At 61.2% G+C, this 25,980-nt stretch carries 14 protein-coding genes; all 14 read right to left on the bottom strand.

The features are described 5' to 3' along the window. Positions 1-186: 186 nt before the first annotated feature. The 14 genes from CH296_RS26130 to CH296_RS26060 all read right to left on the bottom strand — a co-directional run bounded on the left by CH296_RS26130 (position 187) and on the right by CH296_RS26060 (position 25,915). Positions 187-2,388 carry a heavy metal translocating P-type ATPase gene (locus tag CH296_RS26130; protein WP_037185689.1) on the bottom strand — a complete coding sequence of 734 codons (2,202 nt, stop codon included), beginning with the start codon at positions 2,386-2,388 and terminating at the stop codon, positions 187-189. Positions 2,389-2,421: 33 nt separating this feature from the next. After that, positions 2,422-2,652, bottom strand: coding sequence for a heavy-metal-associated domain-containing protein (locus CH296_RS26125; RefSeq protein ID WP_032407149.1), 231 nt, complete (start codon positions 2,650-2,652; stop codon positions 2,422-2,424). Between the two features lie 397 nt (positions 2,653-3,049). Further along, the gene (locus CH296_RS26115; protein ID WP_015586180.1) at positions 3,050-3,886 is read right to left on the bottom strand and encodes a hypothetical protein; all 837 of its coding nucleotides are present in this window, start codon (positions 3,884-3,886) and stop codon (positions 3,050-3,052) included. A gap of 390 nt (positions 3,887-4,276) precedes the next feature. Beyond that, complete coding sequence (locus CH296_RS29110; protein WP_155289037.1) at positions 4,277-4,429, bottom strand: hypothetical protein; 153 nt, start codon at positions 4,427-4,429, stop codon at positions 4,277-4,279. Continuing rightward, positions 4,426-5,625: a hypothetical protein gene (locus tag CH296_RS26105; RefSeq protein ID WP_032384406.1), complete on the bottom strand. Its 1,200-nt coding sequence runs from the start codon at positions 5,623-5,625 to the stop codon at positions 4,426-4,428. Before CH296_RS26105 ends, CH296_RS29110 begins: the two co-directional genes overlap by 4 nt. A 208-nt stretch (positions 5,626-5,833) precedes the next feature. Further along, positions 5,834-6,268, bottom strand: coding sequence for a methylmalonyl-CoA epimerase (mce, locus tag CH296_RS26100; protein WP_015586177.1), 435 nt, complete (start codon positions 6,266-6,268; stop codon positions 5,834-5,836). A gap of 312 nt (positions 6,269-6,580) precedes the next feature. Next, a complete protein-coding gene (meaB, locus tag CH296_RS26095; RefSeq protein WP_015586176.1) occupies positions 6,581-7,336 on the bottom strand; it encodes a methylmalonyl Co-A mutase-associated GTPase MeaB in 756 nt (251 codons plus the stop codon). After that, positions 7,333-7,788, bottom strand: coding sequence for a cobalamin B12-binding domain-containing protein (locus tag CH296_RS26090; protein WP_015586175.1), 456 nt, complete (start codon positions 7,786-7,788; stop codon positions 7,333-7,335). The genes meaB and CH296_RS26090 overlap by 4 nt, the downstream gene beginning before the upstream one ends. Further along, positions 7,785-9,107, bottom strand: a complete 1,323-nt coding sequence (gene ccrA / locus CH296_RS26085; RefSeq protein WP_015586174.1) for a crotonyl-CoA carboxylase/reductase — start codon at positions 9,105-9,107, stop codon at positions 7,785-7,787. The genes CH296_RS26090 and ccrA overlap by 4 nt, the downstream gene beginning before the upstream one ends. Then, positions 9,091-10,935 (bottom strand): condensation domain-containing protein, encoded by a 1,845-nt coding sequence (locus tag CH296_RS26080; RefSeq protein WP_015586173.1) that lies wholly within the window; start codon positions 10,933-10,935, stop codon positions 9,091-9,093. The genes ccrA and CH296_RS26080 overlap by 17 nt, the downstream gene beginning before the upstream one ends. After that, positions 10,932-12,515, bottom strand: coding sequence for an AMP-binding protein (locus tag CH296_RS26075; protein ID WP_015586172.1), 1,584 nt, complete (start codon positions 12,513-12,515; stop codon positions 10,932-10,934). The genes CH296_RS26080 and CH296_RS26075 overlap by 4 nt, the downstream gene beginning before the upstream one ends. After that, entirely contained in the window at positions 12,512-12,772 is a 261-nt protein-coding gene (locus tag CH296_RS26070; protein ID WP_032382025.1) for a phosphopantetheine-binding protein, read from the bottom strand. Before CH296_RS26070 ends, CH296_RS26075 begins: the two co-directional genes overlap by 4 nt. Positions 12,773-12,870: 98 nt before the next feature. Then, a complete protein-coding gene (locus CH296_RS26065; protein ID WP_032364855.1) occupies positions 12,871-14,334 on the bottom strand; it encodes a methylmalonyl-CoA mutase family protein in 1,464 nt (487 codons plus the stop codon). Beyond that, positions 14,303-25,915, bottom strand: a complete 11,613-nt coding sequence (locus CH296_RS26060) for a non-ribosomal peptide synthetase (RefSeq protein ID WP_256980577.1) — start codon at positions 25,913-25,915, stop codon at positions 14,303-14,305. Before CH296_RS26060 ends, CH296_RS26065 begins: the two co-directional genes overlap by 32 nt. Positions 25,916-25,980: the final 65 nt, after the last annotated feature.

Genomic DNA, 25,980 nt, shown 5'->3' with positions numbered 1-25,980 from the left:
TCCTGACGCCCTGGAGATGGCACGCGCCATCGTCGCCACTCAGCAGCAGGAAATCGAGACCATGCAGCGGCTGCTCGGCTGACCCGGCCCGCCACACAACGATGGCCGCATCCTCTCCGGCGGAGAGGGTGCGGCCATCAGCGTTCCACAATTGTCAGGGCTGCGTTCCCGGTACGAGATCAGCTCTCACAGTACCGGTTCGCGCTGCGATGGAGCATCGGAACTCCCGTCGTTCACCGCTCCGGTGATGGCGTCGGGCGCGAGGTCGAGTCGCCGGAGCAGCTGCGCGTTTGCGGCGACGATGATCGTCGACAACGACATCAGGATCGCGCCGATGGACATGGGCAGTACGAACCCGACCGGTGCCAGCACCCCTGCCGCGAGCGGGACAGAGATCAGGTTGTATCCCGCTGCCCACCAGAGGTTTTGCTTCATCTTTCGGTACGAGGCGCGCGAGAGTTCGATCACCGACAGCACCGACCGCGGGTCGTCGCTGGCGAGGATCACTCCTGCCGATGCGATAGCGACGTCGGTGCCGGCCCCGATCGCGATACCGACATCGGCTTGCGCGAGCGCCGGTGCGTCGTTGACTCCGTCGCCGACCATCGCCACCGTACGTCCTTCGCCCTGGAGTGCAGCGACGGTGTGGGACTTGTCTTCCGGCTTCACCCCGGCGAAGTAGCGGTCCACACCGAGTTCGGTCGCGACGGACTTCGCGACGGCATCGGCATCACCGGTGATCATCACCACCGCGATTCCGCGGGCGTGGAGTGCATCGATCGCGGTGCGTGATTCAGGCCGGATCTCGTCGGCGAGCGCGAGCGCACCGATCACGGCCCCGTCGGCGAGGACGTGCAGGATGATCGCCCCGTCACCGCGCCACCGGTCGGCGACGGCGAGTTCGGATCCGTGTTCCTGCTCGAGCAGCGCGGGCCCGCCGACCTGTACGCGGGTACCGTCGACGTCGGCTGCGACCCCGACCGCGGGGGACGACTGGAAGTCAGTCGCAGGCTGCACGGTTAGGTTCCGTGATCGTGCGGCACCGATGATGGCGCGTGCGAGTGGGTGCTCTGAGTCAGCTTCTGCGGCAGCAGCCAAAGCGAGGACATTGTCGGCAGTGCGCCCGTTCGTCACCTCGATTGCGGTGACGGTGGGTTCACCCTTGGTGAGGGTCCCGGTCTTGTCGAAGAGCACGGTGTCCACTGTTCGCATGGTTTCGAGTGCGAGCCGGTCCTTGACCAGAACGCCGCCGCGGGCAGCGCGTTCGGTGGCGATGGAGACCACCAGCGGGATCGCGAGTCCGAGTGCGTGCGGGCAGGCGATGACCAGCACGGTGATGGTGCGGATGACGGCGTCGTCGGGCATCCCGACCAGGGTCCACACGGCGGCGGTGATGATCGCGGATCCGAGAGCGAACCAGAACAGCCAGCCGGCGGCGGTGTCGGCGATGCGCTGAGCGCGCGAGGTCGAGTTCTGGGCGTCGGCGACGAGCCGGCCGATGCCGGCGAGGGCGGTGTCCTCCCCTACTGCGGTGACCTGGATGCGCAGGCCGGAGTCGGTGGCGACAGTGCCGGCGACGACCTGGTCGCCGTCGCTGCGGCGGACGGTGCGTGATTCGCCGGTGATCATGGACTCGTCCATACTCGCCGATCCGGAGACGATGGTGCCGTCCGCGGGTACGCGTCCGCCGGGGCGGACGACGACCAGATCACCGAGCAGCAACTCGGCCGGGGACACCTGCACTACGTCGTCGCCGTCGACGCGTTCGGCGGTGTCCGGGAGCAGTGCTGCCAATGAGTCCAGAGCGGAGGTGGTCTGCGCGAGAGATCGCATTTCGATCCAGTGCCCGAGCAACATGATCACGATCAGCAGGGCCAGTTCCCACCAGAAGTCGAGCTGATGATCGAGCAGGCCGAGGCTCGCTCCCATCGACGCGACGAATGCGACGGTGATCGCCAGGGCGATGAGAAGCATCATTCCTGGTGCACGTGAACGGATTTCACTCACCGCGCCGGTGAGGAACGGGGACCCGCCCCAGGCATACATCACGGTTCCCAGTACCGGGGAGACCCACGCGATCCACGCTGCGTCGGGTAGCGAGTACCCGAGGAGCATCGCGAACATCTCGGAAGCGAGGATCACCGGGACGGCGAGGGCCAGCATGATCCAGAACAGGCGACGGAACATACCGACGTGATCACCGTGGCCGGCATGCCCACCGTGGCCGGCATGCCCACTGTGGCCGTCGTGTCCGTCGTGACCGCCGCGCTCCGTGTGCTCGCCATGTCCCGAGGGGGGCGCGCGGTGCCCGGACATGTCGTGGCCCGAGTGTGGGTTCGCAGCCTCGGCCATCCCTGTGTCGTCGCCGGCATGTGTGTGGTTGTTCATCGTGCGAGTCCTTCCGTCCACCGAGTTCGGTGGTTACGCAGTGCGCGGGTCCGAGGGTTGCTGTTCCGCTGTGTATCCGGCCTCGCGAACAGCGGCGATGACTTGGTCCTGGTCGAGCTCGGCTGCGCTTGTCACCGTCAGGGTTCCCGCCGACGCCGATGCCTCCACTGTGACGACCCCTGCTACGGCGTTGACTTCTTCGCGAACCGAGGCTTCGCAGTGCCCGCACGTCATACCGGTAACTCGGTAGCTCGTGGTGATCATGTCCGCTCCTTCAATCGTGAATGCATACCCCCCTGGGGTATGTTGTTGACATGTCGGACCATACCCCCTCCCCGTATAATTGAAAAGGCCTAATACTGCATCAGAGGCTGACCAACCATGCGCGCCCTGACCGGTCAGTTGGTCAACAACAGACCGTAGCTACAACAAATCCACTGTCCCCTTCCAGTTTTCGCCCATGCGTGAAAAAGCCCAGGGGCCTTGACGTCCATCGCGAGACCTTCCGACCGGACTTTGAGCGGCACCCCGTCACGGAAGGATCCTCCAGACGAGCCAGCCACGGTGAGCGCGACGCTGACCAAGACTCTCTGAGGGGGATCGACAACGAGGCGTGTGGGCGGATCGAAAGTGACGGGCCAGTTCTCGTACATCTCGGGGCTCACTGCACGACCGCCAGACCGTGTGGCCGGTGCAGGACGGCCGCGTCGACGCTGCTCGGGATCCACCGCAGGCCCTGTTCGCCGAACGTGGGCGCGGTGAGGGTGTAGCGGCCGGTGCGCTCGGCGATACCGCGCCCGTGCACGGTGGTCTCGAGGGTGATCGACCGGATACGGCCCCTGCCCTGCTCGATTCCGCCGTACGCGACAGGCCGCGAGGAGACTGCCAGGTCGAGACCGGGCATGCGTCCGTTCGTGATCGCGAGAATTCCTGCGTGCGTACGGTTTCGGGCCAACAGGGCACGCGCCCGGGTTGGCGGAACATCGCGTCCGTGCACGGTCGTCACGACCAGATCGAGGCCCTCGATACAGAGGCTCGCAGCGTCGAGGGGGTCTGTTTGGCCTGGGTCGATCAGGTGGATTTTCGACAGGTCGCCGCCCTGCTCGTGGACGGCGAGGAGTCCGAACTTCGACTGCCCGATCAATGCGACGTGGTGGCCGGCCGCGCTGGCTGTAGCGACGAGACCGACGAGGATCGATCCGGCACCAGTAATCGAGATGGCCGTTCCGCGGGCCAGCGCACCGCGTGGGAGGAGTTCCGACAGTGGCGTGGGCACGGGGATGGTGCGCAGGGTCTGTGAACGCACAGGGCCGCTGAGGGTCTGTTCGTCGGCGGGCGGGGCCGTTGGCTGAGATGGGGCGAACAGGGATGCGTCGACGGGCTCGATGGGTGCGTGGACACGTCGTCCGGGGATCGCGGCCATGCTGCGTCGGAGCGCGGCGAGCTGTTCGGCCTTGCCCAAGCCGGTGAGGTCCCCGATTGCGTCGACGGTGGCCATGTGGATCGACCTTTCGCGCGCCGATAGGAACCACCACACCGTATCGAACGCATGTTCGATTGTCGAACGTGCAGGTGGGCGCGTTCAGCGGTGGAGGGTGCGAGTGTCGAGGTCGTCTGCCGTGAAGGTCCAGGCGAGATGCCGGTATAGGTGAAGCGTTCGTTTCACCTGGTCGAGGGCGCTTACGACGGCCGGGTCGCTGGGGTCGCGCCCCTCGTCACGGATGGCTGCGCACTCGTCGTCGTCCATGCTGTGTTGGACGCACAGCGCTGCTTTGTGGTTCCCAGGCAACAATCATTCATGTGAATGACTGGACGAGCTGCGTCGTTCTTTCCGGCATGACGGTGCATCGGTCTTCTCGAGCCTGCGCCGAGGAGTTCCAATCTACGTCTAGTTCGACGCGTCGGCCTCGGGGGCGGTTGCTCCGTCGTAGATCAGGTCGTCCGAGCCGTGGTAGCGGTAAGCACGCTGTCCACTGGGCAGAGTCACCCAGCCCGCCTGGCCGTGATCGGCGTCCGGATCGAAACTACGGTCGTTGGTCATTCAACACTCTCATTCTCCGCAGGCGGGCGCACCACAGTCACCTTGCTCTTGACGACAATCGGGGCATCCGCGGGCCCCTGCAAATGCTCATCGATCCACATGGGTAGATGACGCTTCTGCGATGGATACCAATGCCGACGCCAATGCCCCCGAACGACGTGGCGGTGCGAGAGCTTGCCAGATCCTTCCGACGATGAAGCACTGGATGCAGACCGCGGCTGCCGGTACGACAAATACGTCACCTCACGCATCCGCTTGACTACGCCGTCGTTGTCTCGCATGCGCGCCGACTGCTGGCGGGTGGACTCCACGAACTTGTTGCCTCGCAGCATGTTCACCATCGAGAAGAACGTTCGCGCAACGTAATCCAGGTCATTCATGGCGGTCACGGAATGCGCAGGTTCGTCGGGACCGACGTCCGTGAAACCCGCGCCTCCTGATCGGTTCGGTGCACTGGGCGCAGCATCGGATTCGGCTGGGCTGAGCTGGACCTCGGCGAAAGGAAACACCGGTAGGTAGTCGTTGACGACGCGGTACAACCGGTTTCCGTCAGTAGGAAGTGCCCCGTCGGCCCGCGCCAACCACCACCGCAAAGCAGGAACGGTAAGCATGGCTATCAGGAGAACATCGGTTCCACTTCCACTGTCGCGACCTGTCTCGTTCCACACCAGGACCCGCCCGTGGTCGGGCACTCCATCCGCTGGAGCGAGATAGAGAACTCCTCTGCTCGAGGGAAGATCGGCCACGGTCACAGCAACATCATGGTCTCGATCGGCACTCTGGCCGGCCTCGATCAACGCAGACATCTCCGGCGTCGCATAGTAGGCATACCGGTCCGCCGTCGACGCGCGCAGAAGGAAGTGGCTGTAGTAAAGCATCTGGAACCAACGGAAGGGCTGCAGGCCGACATCGTGCGATTCCGGTTCGTCATCGAGCCAGAAGGGCAAGTGCTTGTGGGGCTCCCGCGCAACAGCTTCGACCGGCAGCTTCGTCATCCGGGACAACCTATGGAGCATCTCGCCCACGTCGGCCGGGTCGGACCGAAACCGGATCACGTCGTAGCCGCCCTTAAGGAATTTTCCCAGGTAGGTCTCCACCGGCCAGGCTGCGGCCTCGATGGCCTCGAGCACAAGGGGCCACCGCGCCGCGGTGACCTTTGCTTCCAGCACCTCGGCGGCCTGACGGCGGATACGCATGTCGACCGAAAATTGTTGCCCTGGAACGAACTCACCGTCGAATCCATCACGGCGAACCCGAGTGCCCTTCGCATTCCGAGGCTTCTGCCCTCTTCTATCCGAACGCCGCGCCAATTTTCCCATCCCGCCCCCTCGTCTACCACTCCATGGCACAAATCCGCATCAACACTCTGACGATATGGACCATCGCAACATTAACTGGCAGTTGTCATTCGGAGTCTGGTGTTGCGGCGGTGACGAGTTCAGTCAAGACCCCGTGGCAATCCTTTGGGTGCAGGAAGTTGATTCGGGACCCCATTGAACCTTGTCTCGGCTCGTCGTAGAGTGCCCGGACGCCCTTACTCCGTATGGCTTCTGTTTCGCCACTCACGTCGTTCGTGCCGAATGCGATGTGGTGGACGCCTTCTCCGTTCTTGGCCAGCCACTTGCCTACTACTGAGTCGTCCCGGGTCGAGCCCAGCAGCTGGAGGTACGAGGCGTAACCGTCCGGGGTCTCGTTGATCTTCAACATCGCTTCACGGATACCCTCCTCCTCGTTCGATTCCAGGTGAGTAACCTCGAATCCATAGGTGGCACTGTAGAATTCGACGGTTTTGTCGAGGTCGAAACAAACAATCCCGATATGGTCAATTCGAGTCAGCATGCCTACAGTCCACCGCATAACTGCTCGCTATGCAACATGCTGACATGACCGAATCCGCTTGTCTGACTGATATTTACAAGATCAGTCAATCTGAACTCTGCCAACAGTCCCTACTTTGCTTGGTTGCCTAGGTCGTCAAATTCAGCCCAACCCTTGACTCGGGCCCAGTTCAAGCCGCTGCGCAGGTGATTTCGTGCCATGCAGGTGTCCCCGTCGATGTCGCAGACTTCGATCACCTAACGGTGGCCCAAAGCTTCGCTGCTTTGCAAAGCGCGGCAGAGGTAATGACTGGAGGAACGATCTGCTCCAGCTCTACGTCATAGGAGATTTTCGCTTGGCCTCAAGGGCTCTAACTACCTCGGCGGCCCCTTCTTGACGGCTGGCGGTAGTCGTCACAATGGGGACGTCGCGTTGACCAAGCTCGATCACGGCCTGGAGTTCGCGAAGTACTGCGTGGACTCCGTTCTGATCTGCCTTGTTTACGACGTAGAGGTCGGCGATTTCCAGAACACCAGCCTTGGCCATTTGGATGCCGTCACCTGCTCCAGGCGCTAGAACAACGATGGTGTCGTCCGCGATTGATGCGATTTCCACCTCTGACTGCCCGGTTCCGACCGTCTCGATCAAGATCCTGTCAAATTCGATCTCAGACAGGATCGCGATCATTGTCCTGGCCGTGGCCGAAAGTCCTCCGAGATGGCCACGACTGGACACTGACCGAATGAAAACTCCGGGATCATCTGAGTGCTCCTGCATACGGATGCGGTCACCGAGGAGCGCACCGCCGGTTATCGGCGATGACGGATCAAAGCAGAGCACTGCCACGCGCTGACCCCGCTTGCGGTACTCGGCGATAAGACATGAAATCAACGTCGACTTTCCGACACCAGGAGGACCTGTCAAGCCAATCACCGTACAGGCGGTTCGGGGGTGGTCCGGTGCAGCCGGAGAGATGACGTCAACCTCAGTGATGGCGTAGTTCTCCGCGCGAGTCATTAGTTGCGCCAGCGCCCTGATATTGCCTTGCCGTGCAGACTCCAAGGTCTGACAGTTCTGGTGCCTCGTCACTCCGTCTCCTTGAGCGGATGTAGGTTCGTTTGTGCCCAACGGGTGATCTCCTGAAGGGAATCCCGAGAGGTAAAGACCCGGAGCACTCCCATTTCAGCGAGCTTGCGTGCGTCTCCAGGTGGAATGACGCCGCCACAGAAGATGGGTATCTCCATCGCGTTATTCTCGGCCAACAGCTCGATTACGCGGGGTACCAGTTCCATGTGAGCGCCCGATAGCAGTGACAGACCGACAGCGTCGGCACCCTCTTCCAAAGTGGTGCGGACGATTTGCTCGGGTGTCTGACGCAATCCGGTGTAGATAACTTCCATGCCGGCATCACGAAGTGCGCGCGCCACCACTTTGGCACCGCGATCGTGGCCATCCAGCCCAGGTTTGGCAACCACCACTCGGACACGATGCACGCGGCCTTCGGCCTTTCCTGCGTCGAAGCTCGGGTTCGGAGCTGTCATGCCGTCACCAGCGGTGTGATCCGCGCCTCGCCGATCCGGGAACGCAGGTCGACGTCGGTGACACCGAGCCCACTCGAGGGTGCTAGGCAAAGTATGCCAACTTTGCCGAGGTGCTCGTTTAGTTGAATCCTGCGTGCGGCTTCTGGTGTCTCTTGAAACGGGTGCACTTCAGACAACATAGGTTGCACTTGGCCGCGCTGGATGAGGCGGTTCGTCTGCCACTGCTCGTACAAATTCGCCCCGTGGCTGCCTACTATTCTTTTCAGGCGCATCCACAAGTAGCGGTTGTCGAACGTGTGTTGGTAACCCGTGCTCGATCCACAGGTGACGATTGTGCCGCCGCGGCGGGCCACGAATACCGAGAGGCCGAAGGTCTCGCGGCCAACGTGCTCGAAGACGATGTTCGGATCCTCTCCGATCTCTCGCCTGATGATCTTGCCCAGCAGTTTTCCTGCCGCGACGGTGGCGTCCGGGTCAGCGGAAATCTCACCGATCTCGCGCCGATCGATGACCAGCTCACAGCCAAGCTTGCGGGCGACCTCGGCTTTTGCGTCCGAGCTGACTATGCCGATTGGTATGCCGCCGCCGTTGCGGACGAATTGCACGGCGTAGCCACCGAGGCCACCCGCCGCGCCCCAAATGAGGACTACATCGCCTTGACGCATGTTGGCACCGCGCTCGCTGACGAGCATCCGGTAGGCCGTTCCCGCGCACAATGGGTTGCTGGCAGCCTCTTCCCAGGTGAGGTGCGCTGCCTTGGGTAGTAATTGACTCGCGCGGACGACCGCATAGTCAGCGAGGCCTCCGAAGTTTGTCTCAAACCCCCATGCTCGCTGCTCGTGGCCGAGCATGCCGTCGTGATGGGTGAGCGGTTCCTGGTCATCGACATGAGCCGTCCCTACGGCGACATGGTCCCCGACCTTCCACTTGCGCACACCGGCCCCGACGCGCACGATCACCCCGGCTGCGTCCGACCCCAGTACGTGGTACGGCTGGTCGTGACGAGAGGCCCAGCCGCCCTGTTTTGCGTAGTGCCGCAGGAAGTTGAAAGTGGGGATCGGCTCGAAGGTAGCGGACCAGATTGTGTTGTAGTTCATCGCCGCTGCCATAACAGCGACCAACACCTCATCAGGAGCAAGTTCCGGCATGGGCACACTGCCGAGGTGAATCGACTTTCGAACGTCTTTGTCCTCGACGCCGGCGAAAATCTGGATGTCTTCTACATCTAGGTAGGCGGCGTTGTATTCAGGTGGGACGGGAAGGCTCTCAAGTACGTCCGGAGAGGCACCCGCGATTACAGCTTCAGAGAGTTCGTTCATTGTCATCCTTGTTCGTCGGTAGGGTGTCGGTACAGGTGATTTTGATACGTCCAGGCAGATCACTGGCGTGCAGAAAAGTCCGCAGATGTGCTCGGATTTCTCGTGCGCTCGGGACATTGCGAGTTGGTCCAGACACACTGAGCACCGCGGTGTCGGTACGGCCCCTCACCAGCTGCACTTCCGCCTCTCGTACCCAAGTGTGGGTTCGGGCGACGCGGGCGACTGCGGAGGCATCAATGAGGCTTCGGGTGCGGATCCACCGACCCTCCCGAGGTCCTAGGTGTCGCATCTCGCCGTCTGCCGCGACGTACCCACAGTCGTCGGTGCAAACCTCGCGGCCGTCGGCGAGATGAACCCAGATCGTGCCCGCTATACAACAGGGCAGTAACTGTTCCGACCGGCCACGCACGGTGAATCTCACACCGTCCGATGGCATCAAGCGCGGAGGGTGGGGAGCGTCGTCGTTACATAGTGTCCCCGCGCGGACGCCAGCACAGATGTACGGGGTCCCCGCGCCGGCTGCTCGGGGCCGGACTTTGCTCGTAGAGCTGACCAAGGATGTTTCTCGGTCTGAAGCGAGATCTGTGACAGCAGTGCGAAAATCGGCAAGAAATATTTCTGCTTCCGCTGCACCCATCAGATCCTGGCGATAGTCGAGCCGCACCCGGCACTGCGGCCAGTGCGCACGGATCTGCAGCGTTCTGGCCAAAGCAGCGTTTGTGTTTGGCGTGAAAAACTCCCACTCCGAACGTAGGCCGGGGATTTCCAGGTCAAGTTGGGCTGGCGGACGGGGAAATGACAGGCCGAGCTCAGTACTGAGCCGAGCGAGGGGTCTGCCGGGCACACCGGACACCAGGTCCACGAACGGGACGCGGCGATAGCGAGCCAAGTGTGTGAGCGCCCGGCGGGCCGAGGCAACGGATTTTTCCGTCGCCATCTGGCGGGAGGTTTCGATGGATACGGGGACCACGTTGGTTTGCAAGCCGGCGACATGTCCGGTGTGTTCGTCACTGACGTCCGAAGCCACAGACAACACCGGATCAATGTTGTCGTAAGCCGTCATTTGTCGAGTGAGCGCTGCGAAAAGCATCGTGAATGTGCTCACCTGCAGGTTTTGAGCGATCGCGCGAAGGGCGGCAACCGCTGAGGGCTCCAGTTCGATTGTCGGCGAGGCAGCAATGGACCGCTGCCCCAGACGGCCGCCCTCGGGAAGTGTCAAGGGCATCCGTTTGTCGATAGCAGTACGCCAAAATTCGATGGCCTCCGCGGTGACTGCCTCCGTGGCAACGGGCGTACTGGGCGCGGCCAGCGGCGTCGGATTCACTTGATGGCCGATTCTCAGTTTCCCCAGATAGTTCGAGAAATCGCGGGCGACAATAAACTTGCTGCGCCCGTCAAAGCCGGCGTGATGAGCCTCGAAGACCATCGAGCAGCGGTTGGGAGCATGGGTTAGAAGTTGGAAACGAATTGGTGCCTCGGTGGCTAGGTCCCAGCGCTTGTCCTGTTCGCGCTGCTTGCACCATTCTCGGACCGCCGCCGACTCGGAGCCGTCTTCGCATGGGATAGTGGCGCGCTCGAAAGAACATGCCTCAAGTGCCGGCAGGACGCACTGGCGCAACTGTCCCCGCACAAGCCGCAGCACCGACCGCAGCGGCTCGTGTCGTTCAAGCACGGCGCGCGCAGCGGCCTCGAGGTGATGCTCGTCAAGTACACCGCGAAAGGTCGCCACGAAATATCCGCCGCCACTAATCGAGGGATCAATCGTGGCTTCGGCCCAGAGTGCGTATTGGCCCGCATCGGCGGGCCTATCGTGCAGGATTGTGGTCATTCGTCACCGCCCTGACTGTGTCGGCGACGCCGCCGGCAGTCATCTGCGATGAGCTCAGCGACTCTCTCACGATTAACCTTCCCGCTGGGGGTCCTGGGCAGTTCGGGCAGTTCCGTCACCGAAACAGGGACCGAAACCTCGGGCAGTACCTTGCGTAGTCGCTTAAGAGCGTTGGCCTCGACTGGGCCGGTGCAGCCCTCACGAAGGACTACTGCGGCGCGCAGGCTGGCATGGCCGGACTTAGTCACCACCATGACCGTCGCCGCTGCAGCGAAGTCGGGAGCTGTTAGCAACTGCGCATCGATTTCTAGGAGATCAACGCGGATTCCCCGCACTTTGATCTGGCTGTCCATTCGGGATAGGAAGCGCAAGCCGCTGTCTGTCAGCTCCACCAGGTCACCGGTACGGAAGGCTCGGGTGTTACCGGCTGGTGAGGGAAGGATGCTGACGTAGCGCTCCACTGTCAGCTCGGGACGCCCCAGATATCCATCCGACAATGGATTTCCGGATACGAGAAGCTCTCCGATGTTCGGAGTTTCTGGAACTTCCGGCGCGATGAGTAGTTCGCATCCCGGCAGGGGTTCGCCGATTGGTGGCAGATTGGGCCAGGCATACGGATCGGGCCCCAGGATGTGCGAGGTCACCATGGCGGATTCGCTTTGTCCGTAGTGGTTGACCAGCCGGCAGCCGGGCATACATGCGAACATTGCGCGAATATCTTCCGAGCACACTACTTGCTCACCGGCGGTATTTACCTCGACCAAGCACAGTTGCGCCAGCATGTCCCGCTGGGCCGTCACTGCCAGCATCTGCAACGCAACGAATGGGACGAACAGCCGCTCGATTCGTTGATCGGAGAGCCATCGAAGCAATTGGGCTGGTTCACGGCGTAGCTTCTCCGGCATGATCGCAAGCGTGCCGCCGCCGCACAGCGTGCCCAATATCTCCTGGAACGAGACGTCGAAATTTAGCGGGGCGAACTGTGCGGTGCGTAGTTCGGGGTGGGGTGAGTGGGATGTTTGCCAATCGACCATTGTGTCGATGCAGAGATGGTTCAGCGCTACGCCCTTCGGCCAGCCGGTCGATCCGGATGTGTAGATGATGTAGACCGGAAGTGCGGCATCGCACGCGACGGCGCGCAGGTCGATCGGTTGGGTTACTCCGGGGGGCAGCCCGATGTCGACCAGCGGGGCGTGGTGGTTCACACGTGATCGCGTGGTGGCGATTAGGGCGCGAGGTGCGCAGTCATCCACCATGAACTGAATCCGTTCCACGGGGTACTCGGGGTCCAACGGGACGTACGTCGCTCCATGCAGCAGCACCCCGAGTAATGCAGCGACTGCACCCGCGCCTCGCGGAAGCGATACCGCAACCCGGTCTCCTACGTTCACGCCGGCCAGCGTCAAGTTGGACGACACCGTTTGCGCCCAAGCTGCCAGTTCTCCGTAGGTGTACGAACGATCGGCGTCGACTACAGCCGTACGCCCCGGATCGTGGGTGACACGGCGAACAAATCCAGTTAAGTGACAATCGGGTGTCGCCGGACCTCCCCACAGTGACTTGAATTTTGGGGCGGTCATGCATCTTCTCCCCGCGGCGCTACCCCTGCTAGTTCTTCATCAACGGCCTCCACGAATTCTTCGATGGTGGGGTTGTTAAAAATTAGATGCAATTCCGCTTGCAGCCCATACTCCCGCTGGATAAGGGCAAGGATTTTCGCGGCCGTGAGCGAATCACCGCCCAAATCGAAGAAATTGTCATCGAGCGTGAGATTTTCTTCGCCGAGAGCCCGTTCCCAGAAACTCGTAATAGTGGTAGCCATCCGTTGTTTGCTCATATTTCTCTGCTCCCCATCCGAGTGGTCAGTTGGCTGCACCCTTGAGTGTGTTTGGGTACGGGATTGACCCGGACTGCTGCTGCTCCGGTTAGATGCGGTCATTTCGATTCGAGCCCTTCTGCCACCGCCCGTTGCATTTGGCCGATGCTGGCCCGAGCCCGTGCTGCTGCGATCATCGAATTCATGACATTGCGGCCCGCGGCCACGTCATCGGTCACAGCACGTAGTTCTGCGCTACAAACCCCGCGCTCGAAGGGACGGCGGCGGCCCGGTACGACACCCGAACGCAGTTGCCTTTCAGTGAGCCACTCCTCTTCTTCGGAACTCTCGGCTTCGACGACGCCGACGACGGGGCCGCGGGTGGCGTAGGCCATGTCGTCAATGCGCGATTCCAGCCAGCCACTGCGCAGACAGTCCAACAAGCCACCATGGGCAGCGATGTCATCTAGCCACCCCGTAGCCTCTGCTTCGATTTCATCGGCGATGCGAGCTATTGCCTCGGACCCGCCGAGGGGGTCGACGTATCTGGCTAGATCGGTTTCCTTCAAGATGATCTGCTGAATCCTCAGCGCAATGCGTGCCGATAGCTGCCCAGGCGTTTGTTCGGCCTCGTCGAAGCCGCACACATGCAGAGACTGCACCCCGCCGAGGACGGCCGCTACGGCCTGAATGGTCGTACGCGCGATGTTGTTGAGCGGTTCGGAGGCGGCGAGAGCGGAGCCGAAAGTATTGACCTGAACACGCATGCGGCTCGACTTCGCGTCAGCAGCGCCGAAGAGGTCCACCATGCGGCGGGCATACATCCTGCGTAGGACACGGAACTTGGCCGCCTCGGCAAGAACCTCCATATGGGTCCCAAAGATGAAGCTGAGCCGGGGTGCGACCTCGTCGACGGTAAACCCCCGCTCCAGCATCCCTTGCAAGTACGTCTCCGCATCAGCGATGCCGAGCGCCACTTCCATTGCTCGGCTCGCACCGGCTTCACGGGCGTGTCCACCCGAGATCGATACCGGATTGACCTTGGGCAAGTTGCGTATGCAGTACTCGATAACGTCTAACGAGAAGCGGAAGCTGTCGTCCAAGTCGAACACGAACGCCTTGCGAGCCGCGTGCTCTTTCAGCATTTCGTTCTGCAAAGTGCCACGTAATAGCGCAGGGTTGACGCCTGATTCTTCGGCAACCACGATCCATAGGGCCAAGATCATCGGTGCGGTCGCATTGATGGTGAAAGAGACTGACACCTGATCCAGCGGTATTCCGTCGAACACTGCGGCCAAGTCGTCGACGGTGGACACCGAGACCCCGGCGCGACCGACCTCACCGGCAGCCGTTGGATCGTCCGGGTCGAGTCCGAGCTGGGTGGGCAGGTCGAAAGCCAACGAAAGACCTGTCTCGCCTTGGTCGAGGAGATAATGGAACCGCCTATTGGTGTCTACGCCGTCGCCAAGCCCAGCCAATTGCCTGATCGTCCATGGCCTAGACACATAGCCCTTGGGATGAATACCTGCCTCATAAGGAAACTCGCCTGGTTTACTCATAATCGTCGCCTTCCAGTTCTGCACGCAGCCGGTCGCCGTAGGCGTCCAACGCATCGGGACTCAACATGTCGTTGTGTTCGCACTCCACTGCGATCTCCGTGACTGGACGAGCGATAAAACGTGTCCAGTCTCTTGAATAACCTGGATCGCGTTCGTGATCGCTTCCCTGGAACACCACAGCGCCGCCCCCGAATAGGTCCGGTGTGTGGCCGTGCCAGAGGTCAGAATTGAATCGGAGATTGCGAACGACGTGGCTGATCATCCAAGCTGGCGGAATAGCTGCGCCGAGTGACGAATGAGTTTCCAGCCATTCCGTGGCCTGCTCGTAAGAGGTCAATTCTTTCAGATCGGGCAGGTCGACGTTCTTGGACACGAAATGCCGCAGGACGTCGGTCTCATTGAAATCCGCGTCTGGCGAGCGTGTCGTACCGGGTTCTACTAGAGCTGCGTCCAACAGTATTAGCCGACGTACGTGCGCCCCTCTCCGTTCCAGCACGGTAGCCATCTGGTGGGCGACGACACCACCGAAGGACCATCCCAGCAGGTCGTAGGGCCCATCGGGCTGGACTGACTGGACGAGGTCGGCATACTCGCCGGCCATTTCGCGGACCGAACGCGGACGTTCGCCGTCGACGGTTTGCTGAATAGCGAATATTGGGCGCTGCACGATGCTTCCCAAGGCGCGGTACGCCCAGCTGACGCCCCCACCAGGGTGTATGCAGAAAAGTGGACGCCCTGGCCCTCGGCACAACTTCACGACCTGAGGTATCTCGTCGGAACTGGACCAGTTGAAGAGTTGTTTGCTCAGGCCCGCTACGGTGGGGGCTTCCATGAGTGCACGGACGCTGATTTCACAGTCGAAGGTTTCCTGCACGGCGGCTACGACACGCATCGCAGAGAGCGAGTTGCCGCCCAGGTCGAAGAAGGAGTCGTCCACGCTGACTCGCGGCAGGTCGAGAACCTTCGTGAAAATGCCGGAGATAATTTCTTCAACCGGAGATGACGGCGCTCTGTGAACGCCGCTGGCGAATTGCGGCTCGGGCAACGCCCATTTGTCCAGCTTGCCGTTGACAGTTAACGGCAACTCGTCGATGACCATCACCACGGCCGGAACCATGTACGCAGGCAATCGCGCGGCAACTCGTTCGCGCAGCGCCCCACCATCGATTCCCGCAGACACCTCGGTAGGTACGACGTAGCCAATCAACTGCTTGCCGGTATCGGTATCACGGGCCACCACTGCCGCACGCTCCACTCCGGTCAAGGCAGCGAGTGTTGCTTCCACTTCACCGATTTCGATGCGGTAACCACGAATCTTCACCTGATCGTCAGAGCGACCCACATACTCCAGCTCGCCGTCGTGATTCCAACGAACCAGATCGCCGGTGCGATACATCCGCGAACCCAAAGGGCCGAGCGGACACGCGACGAATCGCGATGCCGTCAAGCCCGGCCGTCGCACATAACCGCGTGCCACACCCCGCCCCGCGACATACAACTCACCAACCACACCGATCGGAACCCGCCGCAAACCGGAATCCAACACAAACAACGCATCACCCGGCACCGGCGTACCGATAGGAGCTCCATGACCAGGCTTCATGGGCGCACTCATAGAGGCGTAAACGGTGCTTTCGGTAGGACCGTAGGAGTTGATCATTTCTCGGCCTGAAGCCCACCGATCGACAAGTTCGGGCGAGCACGCCTCACCCCCCACAAAAATGGTCCTCAATGCGCTCAGCCGCTGCGGTGACAGCCGGCCGAGGGCGGACGGGGTCTGGGTCAGAACCGAAACACTTTCGTTCACAAGTAGGTCATGAAAGTCGGTGGCAGAGTTGGCCGTGTCCTCAGAGGCTATGACTAAGCGGCCACCGTGCAGCAGAGCGCCCCACATCTCCCACACCGACACATCGAACGAGTACGAATGGAACATCGACCACACCTGTCCTGGCGACAATTCGGACGTCCGTGCGGGTCTGGTGAACAGTTGCGTCACGTTCTGGTGGGTGACCGAGACGCCTTTGGGTGTGCCTGTCGTTCCTGAGGTGTAGATGACATAGGCCGTCAGTTCTGGATGGGGGAATGGAAAGGTGACAGTGGGAGGTTCGACGGTGACCCTGCCCCCGAGGGTCACGACTGCCACTTTGCTCTCATCGACCCGGTGCAATTGCGCTACCGTTGTCACTATTGCTGCTGGTTTGGCGTCTTGTAGAACGAATGCCAGGCGCTCGTCAGGGGTGTTGATGTCGATCGGCAAGTAAGCAGAACCCAGCTTCAGCACCGAAAGTATGGCTATCACAGTGTGTTCCGAACGTGGCAGCAACAGTGCAACAACGTCCTCTACTCCCACCCCACGCCCAGCCAACAAATGAGCCAACTGCGTCGATGTGTCGTCCAACTCCTGATACGTCCACGACCGACCCTCGAACACCACCGCTATGACGTCCGGCCGCACCCTCACCTGCTCGGCGAACAACTCCGGAATCGACACGCCAGCAACGGACTCCGTCACAGCCGACCTGTTACCCAGTACGTCCAGCTGCGTCAGCTCATCCTCACCCAGGATGTCGAACGAAGCCAAAGGACGATCCGGGCCCGCCGCCATCGCAATCAATAGTGTCTGGAGCCATACCAGGATTTGCTTGGCCAACCGCTCGTCGAGGACCGCCATGCGGTATTCCAGCCGCACCCTCAGCTGTGGACCGGGCCAGATCTGTAAGGCGATTGGATAGTGAGTGAACTCGCGACTTGAGGCTATGCGTACGCTCAGTCCGTTTGTCTCGAGCTGCCCGCCGGACATCCTCAGTGGGTAGTTCTCGTAGACGAAGAGGGTGTCGAACAGTTGTTGATGTCCCGCGGCGCGCTGGATATCGGCCAGGGCCACGAACTGGTGGTCTAGCCCATCGTGGTAGTCGTCCCGCAGCATGCCGATCAGTTCAGCCGTGGTCGTCGTCGCGGTCAGGGATGCTCTTACCGGGACGGTGTTGATGAACATGCCCACCGCCGACTCGCTGCCGAACAGTTCTGCTGGCCGCCCCGATACGGTAGTGCCGAAGACGACGTCTCCGCTGCCAGTCAATGCGCCCAGCAGACGGCCCCAGGCGGCCTGTAGCACGATGTTCATGGTCGTGTTTTGCGAGCGAGCCAACTGCTCAACAGAACGCGTGACGTCGATAGGGAGGTCGACTCGCAACAGCGATCGCGCATCAGTGAAGCGATCTCCTGGATCTAACAAGGTCGGCGTTTGAAGTCCCGCCAGCAGCTTCTGCCAATGCCGCCGCGCCGCGCTCCAGTCCTGGGCGGATAGCCACTCGACGTAATTTCGGAAGGTGGGCGCGGGTGCCAGAGTCTCCCGTTCGTAGACGGCGAACATCTCTTTGAGCAGAATCTGGATTGACCAACCGTCCACCACGATGTGATGGACGGATAGCACCAGCGTGTGCTTATTCGTCCCAGTCTGATGAAGGAGAATCCGTAGCGGTGCCTCATCTACGAGGTTGCCGCAGGCGGCGAGCTCTGCATCCAGCAGCCTCTGATCGCACTCGTAGCCGTTAACTACCGTCCACGGTATGTCTGGGCGTGTCGGAATGATCTGCACCGGCTCGGGGAAACCCTCGGAGACGAACCGAGCCATTAGGTTGGGGTGGCGTCCGACGACTGTATGAGCGGCCTCGCGCAAGCGCGGCACGTCGAGTACGCCAGCAATCTCGATACCCAGTTGCACGGTGTACAGCTCTACGGGTTCATTACTGCCGGAACGGCGATGGAAAAGCAGCCCGGTTTGAAGCGGAGTCAGCGGGAGAAGGTCTGCTGGTTCCACGATTTGTGCGAGTTGATCGATCTGCCGCTGATTGACCACCGCCGGCAGGACGTCGGAGGGAGTCAGTCCTCCGCCGCCGTTCTGCACGTACGCCGCAATTCCAGCTAGAACGTCATACCAGCGCGCGTACAGCTCGGTGATATAGGAGCGATCCACCTGTGTGCTCGTCCAACTCCAGGACACGTGTAGTTCTGACTGCGAACCTTCGGCTAGCACGGCTGCATTGATGCCGACTGTGTGCGGCAACAGCATCGAGCGGGAACCAAAGCGTCGAGCATCAGGCGATTCAGTCGGTCCGAGGATCCGCCAATCTTCGAGGGGTGCGTCGAGCTGGCTCACGCTGCGCCGGCCGAGGTAGTTGAAGCCGATGGCGGGATCTACGCCAGACAGATTGTTGGTGCCTAGATACTTGAGAAGACCGTAGGTGATTCCGTCGGGGTGGGCACGCAGCTGTTCCTTGGCGTCCTTTATCCAGATACCCATGTCCGAGCCCCCGGTCAGAACAGTGTCACGGTCCATGGGTACGACGTTCAAAGCGACCGGGTGCTTTGCGGTGAACCATCCGACGGTGTTGGTCAAATCGATCCCACTGCCGATTTCATCGCGACGTCCGTGGCTCTCCACGTCGATGCGGAAAGGGACGTCGAAGTGCTGGTGCTGTTCAGCGAGGGCAGAACCGAGTGCGATGAGCAGCAGATCCTGAACGTTGATGTGCAGAGCCGCAGTCACGTCGGTTACCAGCACTTCGGTTAGCTCCGTGTCGATGCTGACCGACAGATGCTCCACATCGCGCCAGATACCAGGAGTCGGGTGCGGGCTGGGCAGCAGGGTGGCAACGGCTTCAATGCGCTGCCAATGCGGAAGCTGGTCAGTGACTTTCCGCTCGGCAGCGTACTGCGCCAACATCGTTGACCACTCACGGAACGAGGTGCCGCTGGCATCCAGGGTAATTTCTCGCCGCTCGGTGAGGCAGCGCCAACCCGTTGCGAGATCCCTTTGGATGATTCCCCAGGAGACCGCGTCGACCGCGAGGTGGTGGACGATGAGCAACAGCTGGCGGGTGCGCTCAGCCCACAGCCCATGCACCATGGCTCCTCGACGCGGGTCAAGACGGCTCAAGGCATTGGCAAACGTGGTATCGGAGAAGTCCACGACGGGGGTTACACAGTCGGCTGCGCTGATCGAGCCTGTTGGTAGGACGATGCAGTTGTCCGCGTCCTCAGTCGGGGCGTTGTCCACCTGCAACCGGAGCATGGCGTGCCGATCGACCAATGCCTGTAGTAACAACACCACGTCGCTGTACTTCGCCTGCTGCGGCCCCTGGAACAACATGGTTTGGTTGAACTCGTCTGTCGGTGCCGTGAGAGATGCCAGCCACCGCATGATCGGCGTTGCCGTGACGGGCCCAGCCTCAGCCGGCCGAAGGAGAGACTGCTCCGGGACCGAGAGCTGGAGAGCGTGGGCAAGTCGTGCCACGGTTCGCTCCACCAGGATGTCGCGGGGCTTGCAGTACAAACCGACTTGCCGGGCCCGGGACACCACCTGAATGGACGAGATGCTGTCGCCGCCTAGATCGAAGAACGAATCGTCGACTCCAACTTTCTCCACATTCAGTACGCGCGCGTAGATGTCAACCAGGCTCTCCTCGAGTGGAGTAGTCGGTGCTCGGTATTGGTTCGATTGTCCTAGTTGAGGTACCGGAAGCCTCTTTTTGTCAAGCTTGCCGTTACTCGTCATGGGCAATGCATCGAGGACCACGACCGCCGCAAGCGACATATATTCGGGCAGCCACGCGTCGGTCAAGCGGCGCAATTGGTTGCCATCCAACTCGCCCGCCCAGTCTGTGTGGGGAACGACGTAGCCGATCAGCCGTTTGTACCCTGGGTGGTCCTCATGGACGACGACCGCAGCCTGTCCTACTCCGGGGGCCGTCCGGAGCACCGATTCGATCTCACCGATTTCGATGCGGTAACCACGAATCTTCACCTGATCGTCAGAGCGACCCACATACTCCAGCTCGCCGTCGTGATTCCAACGAACCAGATCGCCGGTGCGATACATCCGCGAACCCAAAGGGCCGAGCGGACACGCGACGAATCGCGATGCCGTCAAGCCCGGCCGTCGCACATAACCGCGTGCCACACCCCGCCCCGCGACATACAACTCACCAACCACACCGATCGGAACCCGCCGCAAACCGGAATCCAACACAAACAACGCAGTGCCGGAGCCAGCGGCACCGATCGGCACTGCCCCTGTAGGGACTAGCGGTTCGGTCATCGAAACGTAGACGGTGCACTCGGTCGGGCCATAAGCATTGATCACGGCTCGCTCAGGCGTCACCCATCGCTCGATTAGCTGGGCTGGGCACGTCTCTCCCCCGAGTAGAAGTAGCGCGATCGACGGTAGCCCCTCGGGAGACAGCCGTGCCAACGCCGACGGTGTCTGGGTCAGCACCGTTACTTCTTCGTTTACGAGCAGGTTATGGAAATCGGAAGGAGAGTAGGCAACCTCTTCGGGAACCACGACCAGCCGTCCCCCGTGCAGAAGCGCGCCGCACATCTCCCAGACCGCGAAGTCGAATGCGTATGAATGGAACAGCGTCCATACGTGGTGGTGGGGTTCCAGAGTGCCGGTGGTCGGGTCCTCGACATTGGCGAGGCGCGCGATGTGGGTAGCGATGAGGTCATTGACGCCGCGGTGGGTGACCGAGACGCCTTTGGGTGTGCCTGTCGTTCCTGAGGTGTAGATGATGTACGCGAGGAGGTCAGCATTCGGCACCGGCAACGTCGTCGTCGGCTGTTCAGCGACCTTGGGATCCTCGACATCTATCAGTGGGACCCCGGACTTACTGACGCGACCAGCGAGGCTCACCGTGGTCAAAATCGCGGCCGGCGCAGCGTCTTGTAGAACGAATGCCAGGCGCTCGTCAGGGGTGTTGATGTCGATCGGCAAGTAAGCAGAACCCAGCTTCAGCACCGAAAGTATGGCTATCACAGTGTGTTCCGAACGTGGCAGCAACAGTGCAACAACGTCCTCTACTCCCACCCCACGCCCAGCCAACAAATGAGCCAACTGCGTCGATGTGTCGTCCAACTCCTGATACGTCCACGACCGACCCTCGAACACCACCGCTATGACGTCCGGCCGCACCCTCACCTGCTCGGCGAACAACTCCGGAATCGACACGCCAGCAACGGACTCCGTCACAGCCGACCTGTTACCCAGTACGTCCAGCTGCGTCAGCTCATCCTCACCCAGGATGTCGAACGAAGCCAAAGGACGATCCGGGCCCGCCGCCATCGCAATCAATAGCTGCTGCCACCGAGCCGCCATGCGCTTTACGGTCTCGGCGTTGAAGATGTCGGTGCGGTACTCGACGATTCCGCTGATCCCATCGGGCTGACCGTCCGCAGTGAACCGCTCGCGCAGGCTGAATGCCAGGTCCATTCGAGCGGCTCCGATGTCGACTGACGCCGTCTCCACGTCGAGACCCGGCACCGAGATGTCGGGGACCGGGTCGTTCTGCCAGGCGAACAGGATTTGGATCAACGGATGGTGAGCCTGCGTACGGACCGGATTGAGGCGCTCGACAAGCGCATCGAACGGCACATCTTGGTTCGCGAACGCGTCCAGGCTCCGCTCCCGTACCTCCTCCAACAAATCACCGAAGTTCATCTCGGCTGAAACCCGCGTACGCAACACCAGCGTGTTGACGAAAAACCCGACCATGCCGTCAAACTCGGTTCGCCCCCGCCCCGCCGTCGGCACCCCGAACGCCACATCCGCGCTCCCGCTCAAACGCGCCAACAGCACCGAAAGCGCCGCCGACATCACCATGAACGTCGTCGCATTGCGTTCCCGCGCGATCCGCTGCGCCAATTCATGGAAATCCGCGGGCAGGTCGACGACGACTCGACCCCCATTCGTGTCGGTCTCCGCCGGGTACGACCGGTCCGTGGGAAGCTCCAACCTGCTGGGTAGATCTTTCAGGGCGTGTTCCCAGAATTTCAACTGCCCGGCGAGCACGCTTTGCGAATCCGCTTCGTCACCCAGCAGAGCGTGTTGCCAAAGCGTGTAGTCGGCGTACTGGACGGGAAGTGGCGACCAGGAAGGCGACTCGCCCGCAGCGCGGACTCCGTAGGCGCTCCATAGGTCACGCAGGAGCGGAGGAAGTGACCCCCCGTCGACTGCAATGTGGTGCATGACCACGACCAGACGATGGTCAGTGGCAGACACGACAAACAGCGCCGCGCGGAAAGGAAGGTCTTCGGCTAGGTCGAAAGCATGCTGACCCCGAACACGCGCTGCGTCGGATATTTGAAGTTCCGTCCAGGTGGTGGCGTCAATGATGTCCCAGTCGAAGTCAGTCTCAGCTGCAAGGACACGCTGCTCCGGCACACCAGCCACCGCTGGAAACACTGTCCGCAGACTCTCGTGCCGCTCCACAACATCAGCGATCGCCGCGCGCAGCGCACAGACATCCAAAGAACCGGTAATCTGAATCAGTAGCGGTATGTTGTACGTCGCCGACTGCCCTTCCATCTGGTGGATGAACCACAGCCGACGCTGAGCGAACGACAACGGCAATCGCTTGGGACGAGCTACTGGGACCCATGCCACGCCGCCACCCGGCGATCCACCCACCAACCGTGCGAACCCCGATACCGTTGAGGCTTCCCAGAGCGCCTTCACGCCGATCGATGAATCAAACGACTCCTGCACGGCCGCGATCACTCGCATCGCCGATAGCGAATTTCCGCCGAGGTCGAAGAACGAGTCGTCCACCCCTACCCGCGGTAGGTCCAGCACACGCGCAAAGATTTCAGCCAAAATTCCCTCAACCAAGGTCGACGGATTTCGGTAGGATCCGCCTGCGAACTCTGGATTCGGCAATGCCTGCTTGTCTAACTTGCCGTTGACCGTAAGCGGTAGGTCATCGACGATCATCACCACTGTGGGGACCATGTACTCCGGTAGGTGCGCGGCCACATCACCACGCACCACAGCACCATTTACTTTTGGACCGGTCTCCGCAGGTACGACGTAGCCGATCAGCTGCTTGCCCGAACTCGAAGACCTCACCACGACCGCGGCGCGCTCCACCCCCGCGACACGGGAAAGAGCAGCCTCGACCTCACCCGGTTCAACACGAAAACCACGGATCTTCACCTGGTCGTCCGAGCGGCCCACATACTCCAGCTCGCCCTCGCGGTTCCACCGCACTACGTCACCCGTCCGGTACATCCGCGAGCCCGGCGGGCCGAGCGGAGAAGCAACAAACCGCGACGCCGTCAGCCCCATGCGTTTCAAGTAGCCCAGGCCGACACCATGACCTGCCACATACAACTCTCCGACTACTCCTACCGGCACGCGGCGGAGACCGGTATTCAATACGAAGAAGGCAAGGTCAGCAAGCGGACCGCCCACGGGACTGACATGGCTGTCGAGGTCAGAAGAAACGATCCTCCGGAACGATGCGTGGACGGTGGTCTCTGTGGTGCCGTACATGTTGATCAGGTGCGGCCAGGAATCCAGCTGATCTAGCCAAGGTCGCAACTTCGACGGTTCGAGAGCTTCGCCTGCGAAGACAATCGCTTCTAGACCGCTCAGCCGAGACTCGCCCGGCCGGCGCATGTCGACTGCCTGCAGAGCATAAAATGCTGACGGTGTCTGACTCAGAACGGATACGTTCTGGTCTCGCAGTAGTTGATGAAAGTCGTTGGCGGACTGGGCAATTTCTCCAGGTACGACAACCAGTCGGCCACCGTGTAGCAGCGCGCCCCACATCTCCCATACCGACACATCGAACGCGTAGGAGTGGAAGAGTGACCACACCTGGTTTGAGGACGGCACGAACCCCGGAGCCGTCGAGCTGAACAATCGCGTGACGCTCGCCTGGGTAACGGCAACCCCTTTGGGGACACCGGTGGTACCGGAGGTGTAGATGATGTACGCGACTTGGCCGGCCTCTGGCGCAGGCAGAGCCGTAACCGGCTGCACGGCAATCGCGTCGTCGTCGACATCCACAACTTCGATACCAAAACAGTCTACCCGGCAAGTCAGTTCGGCAGTGGTCACGAGGGCAGCTGGAGCGGCATCGCCCAAGATGAACGCCACCCGCTCATCGGGGTGCTTGATGTCAATGGGTACATAGGTTGCGCCCAGTTTCAACACTGCCAGGATCGCGATTACTGTCTTGTTGGAACGCGGGAGCATGAGAGCAACAACTTCTCCTCCGCGTACCCCACGAACGGCTAGTAGATGTGCCAGTTGCGTGGAGGCCTCGTCAACTTCCCTGTAAGTCCATACCTGATCCTCGAAAACCATGGCGTGCGCTTCCGGCGCTCGATTCGCCTGTGCTGCAAACAGTTCGGCTATGGATATACTGGCGGCAGTCTGAGAGTGCGCAGAACGATTGCCCAGGCGGTCAAGATGAGTGTGTTCGTTTCTGTCTAGTACGTCGATCGAGATGACTGGCTGGTCGATCACGGCGATCATCTCGGCGATGATTCGCCCAAGCCTGACGATCATGGTCTCGACCGATGCAGCGTCGTAGACATCAGAGCGGTACTCGACCACTCCGTCGATTCCCTGCGGCTCGCCGAACTCGGAGTACCGCTCCCGGAGACTGAAGGTCAAGTCCATCCGGGCCTGTCGAGAAATGGTGGGTACCGCCTCTGCCAGCACCCCCGGCAAGTCCAACTCCGTGGAGATCTGGTTCTGCCATCCGAGCATGACCTGGACCAGTGGGTGATGCGATTGTGACCGAGCAGGTTTGACGAGATCCACCAGCGCGTCGAACGGGACATCCTGGTGGGCCAATGCGTCCAAAACCGCGTCCCGTACTTTTTGCAAGAGGCGACGGAACGTCGAACTGGCAGACACATCAACGCGGAGCACTACTGTGTTGGCGAAGAAACCGACCATCTCCGCAAGATCAGCGTCACGTCGGCCCGTAGTTGGAACACCGAAAGCGACATCGGAGGTGCCGCTTAGTTCGGACAACAGCACCGCCAGCGCCGTCGAAATCACCATGAAGCCGGTAGAACGATGCTCCCGGGCCAACTGTCGCACCTGCTCTTGCATCGACACGGGCCATTCGATGGGGATTCGATTGCCTCGATAGTCGGCCACGACCGGATAAGGGCGGTCGGTTGGGAGCTCAAGCCGCCCCTCGTATCCGGCTAGCGTGTTCTTCCAGTAAAGGAGGTGCCGGCTCAGCGCACTGTCGGGGTCGGACTCGTCGCCGAGCGACTCACGCTGACGGAGCGTGTAATCCCGATATCGCAATGGCAACGGCACCCAGGCAGGCACCTCTACGCCCACATGGGCCCTGTACGCCAGCCCGACGTCGCGTACGAGGGGCGTGAGGGACTGGCCGTCTGACGCGATGTGATGCATCAGGAGCACCAATACATGCTGATCGGCCGATAGTCTGAAGAGCTGCGCTCGGAACGGAATCTCAAAGCTGAGGTCGAATTTGTATCCCACTGCCTGTGCGACTGCATCGTTCAACGCGTCTGTCGACCACCCTGACGCTTCGACTACGTCCCAGCCGAAGTCTGCGTCGGCCGAGCCAAGAACACGCTGCTCCGGCACACCCTCATGGGAGGGGAAAACAGTCCGCAAACTTTCGTGTCGACTCACGACATCGCCGATTGCCCTGCCCAGCGAATGAACACTGAGCTCACCAGTCAGGCGTAAGACCAGAGGAATATTGTAAGTTGACGACAATCCCTCCAACTGGTGGATAAACCACAGCCTACGCTGCGCAAAAGACAACGGGATCAATGCTCAACCCTTTCAGCGCCCAGCAAAACACTTCCTTGCGAACCACTCGGGTGACC

This window comes from Rhodococcus sp. 14-2496-1d, assembly GCF_002259365.1.
Lineage (GTDB): Bacteria > Actinomycetota > Actinomycetes > Mycobacteriales > Mycobacteriaceae > Rhodococcoides.
Note: the sequence above shows the minus strand (reverse complement) of the source record. Positions and strands in the feature narration are given on the sequence as shown.

Bases quoted from the DNA above. Each gene is read 5' to 3' on its own strand.
- CH296_RS26105 (WP_032384406.1), bottom strand. From the start codon at position 5,625: ATGCGTATCCGCCGTCAGGCCGCCGAGGTGCTGGAAGCAAAGGTCACC.
- CH296_RS29110 (WP_155289037.1), bottom strand. From the start codon at position 4,429: ATGACCAACGACCGTAGTTTCGATCCGGACGCCGATCACGGCCAGGCG.
- CH296_RS26075 (WP_015586172.1), bottom strand. From the start codon at position 12,515: ATGACCGCCCCAAAATTCAAGTCACTGTGGGGAGGTCCGGCGACACCC.
- mce (WP_015586177.1), bottom strand. From the start codon at position 6,268: ATGCTGACTCGAATTGACCATATCGGGATTGTTTGTTTCGACCTCGAC.
- CH296_RS26125 (WP_032407149.1), bottom strand. From the start codon at position 2,652: ATGATCACCACGAGCTACCGAGTTACCGGTATGACGTGCGGGCACTGC.
- ccrA (WP_015586174.1), bottom strand. From the start codon at position 9,107: ATGAACGAACTCTCTGAAGCTGTAATCGCGGGTGCCTCTCCGGACGTA.
- CH296_RS26070 (WP_032382025.1), bottom strand. From the start codon at position 12,772: ATGAGCAAACAACGGATGGCTACCACTATTACGAGTTTCTGGGAACGG.
- CH296_RS26115 (WP_015586180.1), bottom strand. From the start codon at position 3,886: ATGGCCACCGTCGACGCAATCGGGGACCTCACCGGCTTGGGCAAGGCC.
- CH296_RS26090 (WP_015586175.1), bottom strand. From the start codon at position 7,788: ATGACAGCTCCGAACCCGAGCTTCGACGCAGGAAAGGCCGAAGGCCGC.
- CH296_RS26130 (WP_037185689.1), bottom strand. From the start codon at position 2,388: ATGAACAACCACACACATGCCGGCGACGACACAGGGATGGCCGAGGCT.
- CH296_RS26080 (WP_015586173.1), bottom strand. From the start codon at position 10,935: ATGACCACAATCCTGCACGATAGGCCCGCCGATGCGGGCCAATACGCA.